The organism is Mycobacterium sp., assembly GCF_002863225.1.
In the GTDB taxonomy this organism is placed as follows: Bacteria; Actinomycetota; Actinomycetes; order Mycobacteriales; family Mycobacteriaceae; genus Mycobacterium.
Genome location: NZ_PKEK01000107.1, coordinates 36,178 through 47,861, shown reverse-complemented (window position 1 = coordinate 47,861; position 11,684 = coordinate 36,178). Strand labels below are relative to the sequence as shown.

At 63.6% G+C, this 11,684-nt stretch carries 12 protein-coding genes; 9 read left to right on the top strand and 3 right to left on the bottom strand.

The genetic code is table 11. The features are described from left to right. On the top strand, nucleotides 1-410 hold a 410-nt coding region (locus CYU59_RS28475; protein ID WP_293010424.1), incomplete at its 5' end, for an acyl-CoA dehydrogenase family protein. 10 nt (nucleotides 411-420) lie between these two features. Next, complete coding sequence (locus CYU59_RS28470; RefSeq protein ID WP_293010422.1) at nucleotides 421-1,320, top strand: TIGR03619 family F420-dependent LLM class oxidoreductase; 900 nt, start codon at nucleotides 421-423, stop codon at nucleotides 1,318-1,320. Between the two features lie 7 nt (nucleotides 1,321-1,327). Here the strand turns inward: CYU59_RS28470 and CYU59_RS28465 are convergent, their stop codons facing one another. After that, nucleotides 1,328-1,765: a nuclear transport factor 2 family protein gene (locus CYU59_RS28465; RefSeq protein ID WP_293010420.1), complete on the bottom strand. Its 438-nt coding sequence runs from the start codon at nucleotides 1,763-1,765 to the stop codon at nucleotides 1,328-1,330. A gap of 52 nt (nucleotides 1,766-1,817) precedes the next feature. Between CYU59_RS28465 and CYU59_RS28460 the strand changes: the two genes are divergently transcribed. The 3 genes from CYU59_RS28460 (at nucleotide 1,818) to CYU59_RS28450 (ending at nucleotide 4,198) form a co-directional block, all read left to right on the top strand. Beyond that, nucleotides 1,818-2,453: a cysteine hydrolase gene (locus CYU59_RS28460; protein ID WP_293010418.1), complete on the top strand. Its 636-nt coding sequence runs from the start codon at nucleotides 1,818-1,820 to the stop codon at nucleotides 2,451-2,453. Nucleotides 2,454-2,546: 93 nt separating this feature from the next. Continuing rightward, complete coding sequence (locus tag CYU59_RS28455; protein WP_293010416.1) at nucleotides 2,547-3,740, top strand: amidohydrolase family protein; 1,194 nt, start codon at nucleotides 2,547-2,549, stop codon at nucleotides 3,738-3,740. Continuing rightward, entirely contained in the window at nucleotides 3,740-4,198 is a 459-nt protein-coding gene (locus CYU59_RS28450) for a MaoC family dehydratase (protein WP_293010414.1), read from the top strand. The genes CYU59_RS28455 and CYU59_RS28450 overlap by 1 nt, the downstream gene beginning before the upstream one ends. Before the next feature lie 22 nt (nucleotides 4,199-4,220). Here the strand turns inward: CYU59_RS28450 and CYU59_RS28445 are convergent, their stop codons facing one another. Beyond that, nucleotides 4,221-6,614, bottom strand: a complete 2,394-nt coding sequence (locus CYU59_RS28445) for a CoA transferase (protein ID WP_293010412.1) — start codon at nucleotides 6,612-6,614, stop codon at nucleotides 4,221-4,223. Further along, on the bottom strand, nucleotides 6,611-8,071 hold the full coding sequence (locus CYU59_RS28440; RefSeq protein WP_293010410.1) for an aldehyde dehydrogenase family protein: 1,461 nt from the start codon (nucleotides 8,069-8,071) through the stop codon (nucleotides 6,611-6,613). Before CYU59_RS28440 ends, CYU59_RS28445 begins: the two co-directional genes overlap by 4 nt. Before the next feature lie 258 nt (nucleotides 8,072-8,329). On the opposite strand from CYU59_RS28440, the gene CYU59_RS28435 reads away from it, so the two are divergent. From CYU59_RS28435 to CYU59_RS28420, 4 genes are read left to right on the top strand one after another with little or no spacing between them, the layout of a single operon-like run. Then, complete coding sequence (locus CYU59_RS28435) at nucleotides 8,330-9,499, top strand: cytochrome P450 (protein WP_293010434.1); 1,170 nt, start codon at nucleotides 8,330-8,332, stop codon at nucleotides 9,497-9,499. Nucleotides 9,500-9,502: 3 nt separating this feature from the next. Beyond that, on the top strand, nucleotides 9,503-10,690 hold the full coding sequence (locus tag CYU59_RS28430) for an acyl-CoA dehydrogenase family protein (RefSeq protein WP_293010408.1): 1,188 nt from the start codon (nucleotides 9,503-9,505) through the stop codon (nucleotides 10,688-10,690). Between the two features lie 26 nt (nucleotides 10,691-10,716). Next, complete coding sequence (locus tag CYU59_RS28425; RefSeq protein WP_293010406.1) at nucleotides 10,717-11,268, top strand: MaoC family dehydratase N-terminal domain-containing protein; 552 nt, start codon at nucleotides 10,717-10,719, stop codon at nucleotides 11,266-11,268. Further along, complete coding sequence (locus tag CYU59_RS28420) at nucleotides 11,268-11,681, top strand: OB-fold domain-containing protein (RefSeq protein WP_293010404.1); 414 nt, start codon at nucleotides 11,268-11,270, stop codon at nucleotides 11,679-11,681. The genes CYU59_RS28425 and CYU59_RS28420 overlap by 1 nt, the downstream gene beginning before the upstream one ends. Nucleotides 11,682-11,684 lie beyond the last annotated feature (3 nt).

The window sequence follows — 11,684 nt, the reverse complement described above, 5'->3', positions numbered from 1 at the left end:
TGGTGGCATTGGCGGCGGAGCAGCTCGGAGCGGCTCAGCGATGTCTCGACATGGCTGTCGGTTACGCCAAGGAACGCATCCAGTTCGGACGGGCCATCGGAAGCTTCCAGGCGATCAAGCACAGGTGCGCCGACATGCTGGTGTCGATCGAAGGAGCCCGTTCGGCTGTCGCGCACGCCGCGGAGGTGGTTGACGGACCCGAGCTGGCGATGGCGGCGGCCGTGGCCAAGATGGTCTGCTCGGAGGCATCCCTGCAAGCCGCCTTGGACAACATGCGGATTCACGGTGGCATCGGCTTCACCTGGGAGCACGACGCTCACCTCTACGTTCGGCGGGCCAAGACGGCAGAGCTGATTTTCGGCAGCCCCGACTACCACGCCCAGCGTCTGGCAGATCTTGTCTCCACCTGAAAGGACCACCGTGACACTCTCGTTCTCCCTCGAACTACCCACCCATCGCGTAGACAGCCCGGCCGAATTCGTCTCGGCCGCAGCCATCACCGAGGTCGCGCGGGTCGCCGAAGCCAGCGGCTACGCGGCGGTTCACGTCACCGACCACCCCGCACCCGACGCCAAATGGCTCGACCACGGCGGCCACCACGCTCTCGACCCGTTCGTGGCGTTGTCATTTGCGGCCGCGTTCACCACCGACATCAAACTGTTGACCAACGTCTACATCGCCGCCTACCGCAATCCGTTCCTCGGCGCCAAGTCGATCCAGAGCCTGCAAGTTCTGTCCGGCGATCGGCTGATAATCGGAACAGCCGCCGGTTACCTCAAGCCCGAATTCAAAGCTTTGGGAGTAGATTTCGACAATCGGGGTGTGTTGCTCGACGAGGCGCTGGATGTGCTGGACGAGCTCTTCACCGGCCAGGACACGGCGTTCGACGGCACCTCGTTTGCCGCCCGAGGCGTTCGCCTGAGGCCGCTGCCCGCGCGGCCCAGGATCTGGGTGGGCGGCAACAGTAAACCGGCGGTGCGCCGAGCGGTTGCACGCGGCCAGGGCTGGGCGCCGTTCAACACGTTCGGCTACGCGGCAGCGTCGAGGACCGCAGAAATTTCAACGCTCGACGAATTGGAGTCCGCCATCGCGTGGGCCAGAGCCTATGCGGCCTCAGTCGGGCGCACGGAACCGCTGGACATCTGCTTCTCAGCTGGAAACATGTTGGACGACAACCGATCCACCGACGAACGCCATGCCACTCTCGAGCGGCTGACCGCTGCAGGTGTCACCTGGTTGCCCATCGCACCGGCAGGTGACGACCGCGCTGAACTCATCGAGCGCACGCAGGCTTTCGCCAAGGAATTCATCGCATCCTGATCGGCGATCATCCCGCCATCAGGCTGCCCGCCGCAAACGCGTCGACGCTGATCCGCCGGCGCGCGAACAACCATCGACCGTCCAGCGGGATCAACTCGTCGCGGTAACGGCCCCAGTGGTCGAGACCGATGTCGGTGTGGACGGCGAAGTAACTGCTGACTTGGACGCGATCCCGAGCCACGGAGCCGAAGCGGACGCTGGAGACATGATGGCGGACGTGTGTGGGCGCTGCCGCTGCGGCGTCGGGCTGTCGGGTCATGGCAGCTCGTAGCCCCGCCTCGATCGCAGCCGGACCGGTCAACGTTTCGGCGCCGCCGGTGAACTCGAGAACGCCGCTCGGGCCGAAGCACGCGCCGAGCGCACGAAGATCGAACCGATCGGTGGCGGCGGTGTAATCGGCGAGCGTCTGCCGCACCGATTCACGAATCTCGAGTTCCCACAGCATGATCTGCACTCCTCTGGATAACACTATCTCGCACACGATAACGTTTGTTCTCATGCCGCAGCCCAGCCTTCGCGACCTGCTCGATCCGATGACCACCGCACTTGTCACCCAGGAATGCCAGGGCGGTGTCATCGGCGCGCAAGCCGGGCTCCCCATCCTTGCCGAAGAAGCACGTCGCGAGGCGATTCCGAACATCGCCCGGCTGGTCGAGGCGGCCCGCAACACCGGGGTCGTGGTCATCCACTGTTTGATGCAGAAACGTCCGGACGGTCGTGGGTCGAACAGCAACGCCAGGCTCTTCATGGCCGGAAAATCGTTTGCCGCCGACCTCACGCCCGGCAGTCCGGGCGGATCGGTACTGCCGGAGCTCAATCAGGCGCCCAGCGATATCGTGCTCACCCGGACCCACGGCGTCGGACCGATGACCGGCACGGACCTCGATTCCGTTCTGCGCAATCTCAACATCAAAACGATTGTGGGAGTAGGCGTTTCGGTCAATATCGCTATTCAGAACTTCGTCATGGACGCGGTGAACCGCAGCTATCAGTTCGTCCTGCCTCGCGATGCGGTGAGCGGCTACCCCCGCGAGTACGCCGAGTCGGTCATCGACAACACGTTGGCCCTGCTCACAACCGTGACGACGACCGACGCGGTGCTCGAGACGTGGAGTGAGTTCTCGGGCGCTTGACCCGATCTGGATGTTGTCGGCCCGTGGTGATAACGTCATTCTCACCTAGTGTAAATGATCATATTCGCTGCTCCGAGGAAGGGATTCAGCCGGATGTCTCCCCGTTCACTGCCTTACCCCGTCTTCGATATCGACAACCACATGTACGAGACGGAGGAGGCGCTCACGAAGTACCTCCCGAAGCAACACCGCGGCAAGGTGGGCTACGTCGAGGTCAACGGGCGTCCCAAGCTGGTCGTCAAGGACCACATCAGCCACATGATTCCGAATCCGACGTTCGCGCGGGTCGCCAGGCCCGGTAGTGCCGAGGACTACTTTCTCGGTAACAATCCCGAGGGGCTCAACTTCCGCGAGTTCATCGGTGAGGCAATGGATGTCATTCCGGCCTATCAGGCCCCGGCTCCTCGTCTCGAGTTGATGGACGATTTGGGCATCGACCGCTGCGTGATGTACCCGACGCTTGCCAGCCTCATCGAGGAGCGCACCACCGAGGACGTGATCCTGACCCACGCCATCATCCACGCTCTCAATGAGTGGATGCACGAGCACTGGACCTTCGATTACGAGGGGCGGATCTTCGCCACGCCGGTGATCTGCCTACCGCTGGTTGATCAGGCGATCGAGGAGTTGCACTGGTGCCTCGAACGCAACATGAAGACATTCCTGGTCCGCCCGGCGCCGGTGCCGAGTCGTTTCGGGGGGTCCCGCTCGATGGGCTTACCCGAGTTCGACCCGTTCTGGCAGGAAGTGGTGAACGCCGGCATCCCGGTGACGATGCACGCCTCCGACAGTGGTTACCAGAAGCATCTGATGGAGTGGGAAGGTGGCGACGAGTATCTGTCGTTCAAACCGAGCGCGTTGCGCGAAGTCGTCATGGGTCACCGCGCGATCGAGGACACCTTGGCGGCGATGATCTGCCATGGTGCGCTCTCCCGCTTCCCTGATCTCAAGATCCTCTGTGTGGAGAACGGCAGTGGCTGGGTGAGAAATCTGCTCGAGCAGCTCAACACGGCGTACAAGATCATGCCGAAGGAGTTCGACGAGCATCCAGTCGAGGTGTTCAAGCGCAACATCTACATCCACCCGTTCCTCGAGGATGATCTCAAAGGGATCATCGACATCATGGGCGAAGACCATGTGATGTTCGGTTCGGACTTTCCCCACCCTGAAGGCATCGGCGATCCGCTGAGCTTTGTCGACCGCCTCAGCGGGGTCTCCGACACGGCCAAGGCCAAGATCATGGGCGGCAACGCGATGGAGCAGCTCGGTATCAAGGTGCCTGCCTGATGAAACCCGTCGTCTACGAGGGGATCTCGGGTTTCGAGTCCCACGTCGGCGAGCATCTCGGTTACAGCGACTGGCGTCCTGTGACCCAACAGGAGATTGACCTCTTTGCCGATGCGACGGGTGATCACCAGTGGATTCATGTCGATCCGGCGAAGGCTGCCAATGGGCCGTACGGCAAGACGATCGCGCATGGCTACCTGACGTTGTCTCTGGTTCCCGTTCTGGTGCAACAGATTTACAAGGTCACGGGTTTGTCGATGCAAGTCAATTACGGATCGGACAAGCTTCGCTTCCCGGCACCGGTGCCGGTGGATTCTCGAATCCGCGCCGGAGCTGAGCTGGTCAAAGTCGAGCGCAACGAAAAGGGCGGCCGCGCCACGGTCCGGGTAACGGTCGAGGTCGAGGGATCTGACCGGCCGGCGTGTGTGGTCGACACGATCGCGGCCATGGTCGACTGACCCCGCCAGGCCGTCTCATCCGCTAGGCGTTGGGCAGCTTTTCGCCGATAACCCGCTGTTGACGCAGCGCAGACACCTCTTCGGCCGAGAGTCCCAGGCCCCGCAGCACTTCGTCGTTGTGCTGCCCGAGCGTCGGCGACGGAGCGCGATGGTGCCGGACCGGGCCCGGCGCAATGCGAAACGGCCACCCCGGGAACCGGCTGCGGCCGGTGATCGGGTGCGCCAACTCCTCGTAGTAACCGCGGGCATCGAGTTGGTCGATGTCGTACATCCGGTCGGCTGTGAGCACTCGCTCTGCCGGCACACCTCTCCTGACGAGTTCGTCCACGACTTCCTCGGCTGAACGCGCGCCAGTCCACTCGGCGATCACGTCGTCGCAGGCATCGTGGTTTTCGAGCCTGGCCTCTTGCGAGGCAAAGCGCGGGTCGTCCCCCAGCCCGCTGAGACCGATGGCCTCGGCCAAACCCGCCCAATCCGACTCGTGCCGGACCGCAAGCGCTACCCAATCATCATCGCCGCGAGCCGGATACACGCCCTGCAGGTAGCTGCGGTGCCGATTTCCCTCACGAGGCCGAACCTTACCGGTCACGGAGTATTCGATGACGGGCTCAGCGGTGACCGCCGCGCCGACTTCGATCTGTGCTACCTCGATGAGCTGGCCTTCACCCGTGCGGCGCCGATGTTCCAGCGCCGCCAGCAGCGCGGTCGCGGCGTGCACACCCGCGATCGGATCAGCGGGGCCCTGGAGGTTGCATGGCGGGCCGTCGGCGTAACCCGTACACGCCGACATGCCGGCCAGCTGTTCGATGTTGAGCGCCCAGCCCACGTAGTCGCGCCACGGACCGGCCAGACCGAAGCCCGGCATGCGGACCATCACGACGTCGGGATTGATCTCGACCAGCGAGTCGTAGTCGAGTCCGAAATGCTCCACCACCCGCGGCGAGAAATTCTCCACCACGACGTCGGCTTCGCCGGCCAACCGCAGTGCCAGGTCGCGACCGGCTGCCGTGGTCAGGTCGAGTGTGATGTCACGCTTGTTGAGATTGGTTCCCTGCCAAAGCGGTCCGCGTTCATACCAGTCATCCCCCTCGCGCAGCATCGAACCGGAGTACCGATGCCCGTCGGGACGCTGGATCGACTCGACCTTGATGACGTCGGCGCCGAACGCGCCCAAGTAGCAGGTCAGGTAGGCGCCGGCCCAGAATGTGCTCAGGTCGAAGACCTTCAGGCCCGCGAACGGCAATGTCACATCGGCGACGTCGGCTCCGGTCGCCGCGCGGCGGTCGTCGTTCCAGTCGGGCGACGCCTTTGCGCCCAGCAGTGGCGCGGGTGACGGCGGCGCAGGTCGGGTCTTCGACAACCGAAATGGCGGGCCGGGCTGCATGAATCGCTGTGCCGCCGAGGCGCTTTCGACGAAGAAATCACGCTCGGCGTATTGGGGGCAGGCCAGAATGGACTCACCGTCGGTGACCGGCGCGGCCGGTATGCGCATGGCCTGGCTGAGCTCGACGAGTTCGTCCACCGCCATCGCGTCGAGCCACGGCTGCGCCTTCGCGAAGAAATCGTCGCGCTCGGGTCCGCCCAGCATGATGGCGAGCTGATGTTCACCGAACTCCGGCAGGCCCATCATCGCGCACACGTCGAGCCAATGCTGGCCGGTCAGGCAATTGATCCCGATCCATCCGTCGGCCGCTCGCACGATGCCCAGCATGGGTGCGGCCTTGGAGTTAGTGGGACGCCCAAGGCTTTTCAGCCGCTCCGCCATCAGCATCGGATACGGCAGTGTCGAGATCAGCGACTCGAATATCGATACGTCGACCTCGACGAGACCGTCGGTTCCAGTCGCGATGCGCAGCGCGGTCAGCCCGGCCAGCGCCGCGTAGGCACCGGCGACGTATTCAGGGATCCGCGCACCCGCCTGCACAGGTGCGCGACCCGCTTCACGTGTGCTGATCCAACCCGAGGCGGCTTGCATGGTCAGCGGGACGGACTGGCGCCCACGAAGGGGCCCCTCGCCGCCGAAGTCCGAGATTCGCACCACTACGAGATGGGGATTGAGCTGCTGCAGGCGCGCCTTGTCGAGGACGTCGCCCCAGGACTTGGGAAGGTTGGGCGAGAGACTGTCGACCAGAACGTCAGCCTCGGCGATCACTTCGTCGACCAGCGAGCCATCCGGGCTCGATGCGAGATCGATTGTGCTGCCGCACTTTCCGGCGTTGAGGTAGTGAAACAGCGCGCTTGCCTCGGAGTTGGTTTCCCCCCCGGGGCCAGGACCCCACCTGCGCAACGGATCACCGGATGGCGGTTCGACCTTGTACACATCCGCACCCAGGTCGACGAGAAGCTTGGTGCAGTAAGGACCGGCGATCTCGCTACCGAATTCGACGACGCGCAGTCCGGCCAATGGCCCGGTCACGCGGGAACCCCGATTGCTTTGGGTTCCATGTAGGCCCGCAGCCCCATCAAACCCCCCTCACGGCCGATGCCACTCTGTTTGAAGCCGCCGAACGGGGCGTCGCCGGGAATCGTTCCGTTGATCGATATCTGGCCGGTTCTGACTGTGCGGGCAACGCTGAGTGCGCGGTCGACGTCGGAACCCCAGACCGCACCACCGAGCCCATACGGAGAGTTGTTGGCGATCGCCGCCGCCTCCCCGTCGTCCTTGTAGCGCAGGACGGTCAGGACGGGGCCGAAGACTTCTTCTTGCGCGATGAAGGAGTCGACGGTGACATCGGTCAGGATCGTCGGCTCGAAGTAGTGGCCGTGGGCGAGATCCTTGGGACGGCGCCCGCCGACCACCACGGTTGCGCCGTCGCTTTCCGCGCGCCTGACGAAACCCTCCACCCGCTCGCGGTGTTGACTGCTGATCAGCGGACCCATGGTCACGGAATCGTCGCGCGGGTCCCCAATGGCAACATTGCGAGCCAGTTCGGCCAACCGGCTCACGACATCGTCGTGCAGCGAATCGGGCAGCAGCAAGCGGCTATTCAAGATGCAGGCCTGTCCGGCATGCATCGTGCAACCCTCGAACAACACCCGCTCGAGCAGTTCGTCGGTGACCTCGAGGTCGTCGAGGAAGATGCTCGCCGACTTACCGCCGCACTCGAGCAGGATCCGCTTCATCGTCGTCGCCGCACCGGCCATCACATCGCGACCCACGGCTGAGCTCCCGGTGAAGCTGACCATGTCGATCCGAGGATCCAGGGTCAACGCCTTGCTGGCTTCCATGCTGGTCGGCGTTACCACGTTGACGACCCCTGGCGGGATATCGGTCTCTTCGTCGATGATCCGCGCCAGCGCCAGTCCGGCGATCGGGGTCAACGGAGAAGGCTTGAGTACCACGGTGTTACCCGCCGCAAGTGCCGCACCCAGCTTCATGATGTTGATGGTGTGGGGGAAGTTCCACGGCGTCACCGCCGCGACCACGCCGAGCGGCTCATAGCGCAGCAAAGTGGTTCCTGCGGCGCCCCACGCATCCATCGGGGCCTCGGCGGGTTCGAGCGCGAGTTCCGCGGCGCGTCCGATCATGACGGCCGGCCCCTCGACGTGGATCAGACGCTCGTTTGCCGTGCAGCCCCACTGGGTTTGCGCCATCGCATAGATCTCGTCACCGCGGGCCAGTAGCGCGGCGCTCAGTTGCTGCAGGCAGCGCGCCCGCTCGGCCGGCTCGGCAGCCGACCACCGCCCCGAGTCGAAGGCCTCGCGCGCAGCCGCAACCGCCTCTTCGACCTGGGCCACCGTCGCATCAGGCGCGGTGGCGATCACCTGCTCGTCGGCGGGGTTGCGGACGTCGTAACGTCCGCCATCCGGTTCGACCCACTGACCGGCTATGTACAAGTCGTACTCAGCTACGAGCGGGCGCGATCCGGCCATGACCCTTGCCTCTCCGGCGGTACGAGCACCGCGTGACGCACAAATTCTCAGATTTGAGAGCAATCATATTCGCTTCGTGTGTACACCCACGAGGGCAAGAGCGTCAACGCCCTAAAAGCCGAGATGACAAGCGGGTAGTCGGTGTTTGACACACTTCACGGCGATCCTGTAGACACATCGGAAACGGACATTTTCGCAATATATGTCTGATTCGAGCTGGTGTGAGAAAGGCGCGCGGTGCCGACGACTTCCATTCCCCTGCACTCACCCGACTTCTATGCCGGCGATCCTTATCCGGCATACCGAGAACTTCGTGCGACCACCCCCGTGGTGTGGAACGACGTGACACATTTTTGGGCACTGACGAAGTACGAAGACATTCGCTTCGTGTCCGGCAACCCCGCCAAATTCACATCGACCAAGGGCATCACCATCCCAGACCCAGCCCTTCCTGAACCCGTTCAGGAAGGCAATCTCATCTTCACCGACCCGCCCCGCCATCGTCAGCTTCGGAGGCTCATCAACTCGGGCTTCACCCGGCGCCAGGTGACGCTGATGGAGCCGAAGGTACGCCAAATCGTCAAAGGCATCCTGGAAGACGTCGACGCTTCCCGCGAACTCGAGTTCGCGGACGAAATCGCGGCGCCATTACCCACCCGATTGATCGCCGAGATGCTCGGTGCTCCCGTCGAGGACTGGGAGCGCTTTCGCAGGTGGTCGGACGCCGCTGTAGGTACCGCCGATCCAGATATCGAAATGGACAGCATCGTCGCTTTGGGGGAACTGTACGAGTACTTCACCAAGTTGATCGAGGCGCGGCGCACCGGCGTTGTCACCGGGCAGGATGACCTCTTAAGCATTCTTGCCGCAGCCGAAGTTGACGGCGAGATGCTCAGCGACGCGGATCTGCTCAACTTCTCGTTCCTGTTGCTGGTCGCCGGAAACGAGACCACCCGCAACCTCATCACGCTGGGAACCTTGGCGCTGCTCGATCACCCCGAGCAGTTCGCGCTGCTGCGGGCCGACCCAACCCTGCTTCCCAGCGCCGTCGAGGAAATGTTGCGGTACACCACACCTGTAACGCACATGGCACGCGAGGCCACCGAGGACATCGAGATCCGCGGTCAGCTCATCAGGGCCGGTGAAACCGTCGTGATGCTGTACGGTTCGGCCAATCGGGACGAAGACATCTTCGGCCCGACCAGCGAGATATTCGATGTCGCCCGAAGCCCGAACCCGCACATCGCTTTTGGTGCCGGTGAGCACGCCTGCCTGGGCGCCCAACTGGCTCGGCTGGAAGCGCGGGTGATGTTCGAGGTCCTCCTGAGCACTTTCCCGTCCATCGAACTCGTCGGCGATGTCACGCGCCTGAGAGCCACGATGACCCCTGGTATCCAAAAAATGCCCGTGCGACTGAGAGCGAACTGACCGATGGACTTCGACTACACGCCGGAACAAGACCGGCTCCGCAAGGAGTACCGCAGCCGTCTCGAGGCGGTCATGACACCGGAGCGTCGAGCGTCGGTGGCCACGCCGACCGAGGGCGGCGAAGCCGTCGCCGAGTGTAGGCGCGCACTGGGTGAGGCGGGACTGCTCGGCGTGGCGTGGCCGACCGAATGGGGCGGCGGCGGGCTGACCGCACTGGAGCAGTACATCTTTGGCGAAGAAGCGCGCCGCGTCAACGCACCGCTGCCGATGATCACCCTGAACACTGTCGGGCCCACGCTCATTCAGTTCGGTACCGACGAGCAAAAGCAGAAGTTCCTTCCCGCCATCCTCAAGGGCACTGTCGAATTTGCGATCGGCTACTCCGAGCCCGGTGCGGGCAGCGACCTTGCCTCGCTGCGCACGACGGCCGTACGCGACGGTGACGACTACGTGATCAACGGATCCAAGATGTACACCAGCGGCGCCGAGTTCGCCGACTACATCTGGCTGGCGGCCCGTACCGACCCAGACGCGAAGAAGCACAAAGGAATCACGCTCTTCATCGTGCCGACCGACGCCGAGGGCTTTTCCTGGAAGCCGCTGCACACCATGCCGGGCGTGTCGACGTACTACACCTTCTACGACGATGTCCGCGTCCCTGCGAGCTCGATTGTGCTGGGCGAGAACGAGGGATGGAAGCTGGTGACCAACCAGCTCAACCTGGAGCGCGCTGCACTCGGCAATCTCGGCGCTCTGGAGCCGCTGTTCCGCAAGACCCTCAAGTGGGCCAAGACCACGCCGCTGGACGACGGGTTGGTCATCGACAAGCCGTGGGTGCAACAGGCGCTGGCTCGGGTCGAAGCGCAGGTCGCCGCGTACGAGCTGCTCAATCTGCGCGTGAACGCCTCGATGAGTTCCGGCGCTCTCAGTATGGGGGAGGCATCGGCTGCGAAGGTTTTCGGAACCGAGCTCACTCAACAGGTTGCCCGCGAGCTACTCGAAGTCGTCGGGGAGGACGCTTCCCGAGCCGGTGCGACGGCACCACTGAAGGGTGAGCTCGAGCACGCTTACCGCTTGGCGGTCATCAACACCTTCGGTGGCGGCGCCAACGAACTACAGCGCGACATCATCGCCATGGCCGGACTCGGAATGCCGAGAGCCCCCCGCGACATGCGGGCCTCGGCGAGCTAGCAACGATCGACGAAAGGAACAAAGACGTGTCCGACGACGCGAAAGTCGCTCTCCGCCAGCGCCTCGACGATCTGATCGGCAAGCCGGTGGGTTCGAGCAAGCCGGCCCAGGCGCCGGATCCGGTGAACGCCGCCATGATCCGCCACTGGGCCTATGCCCTCAACGACCTGAATCCGGCCTACCTCGACCCCGAATTCGCCACAGGTTCGCGGTACGGCGATATCGTCTCTCCCCCGGTGATGTTGCAGAGCTGGACCATGGCACCACCCAAGCTAGAAGGAATCCACGAACGTGGTGGAGTGCCGGTCGAACTTCCCAAGAACAACCCGCTCGAGTTTCTCAGTGAGGCGGGCTACACCGGCATCATCGCCACCAACTCCGAATTCGAGATGGAGCGTTACCCGAAGCTGGGTGATCAGATCTCATCCGAAACGGTCTTCGAGTCGATCTCCGACGAAAAACAAACCGCGATGGGTCCTGGTTTCTTCGTGACGTGGATGAGTACATACCGGGATCAGCACGGCGACGTCATCGGGCGGCAGAAGTTCCGCACCCTGCGCTTCAAGACGGGCGGCTGATGGCCACCAGACTCGCACCTTCGATCAGCCCCGACACCGACTTTTTCTGGTCCGGGTTGAAGGAGCGTGAGCTCCGCATCCAGCGCTGCACCGACTGCAAGACCCTGCGGGTGCCACCGCGACCGATGTGCGGCAATTGCCAGTCCCTGCAATGGGATTACCTCGTCGCGTCGGGACGCGGCACGGTGTACAGCTACGTGATGCCGAAGTATCCTCCGCTGCCGTTCATCGAATATCCGTACGTCGTGGCTCTGATCGAACTCGACGAGGGCGTGCGGATCGTGTCGAACCTGTGCGACATCGAGCCCGAGGCGATCGAGAACGGGCTCTCGGTCGAGGTGTTCTACGAGACGTTCGAAGCCCTCCCCAGCGGTGAGGAGTTGGTGTTGCATCAATTCCGGCCTGCGCGCTAACCG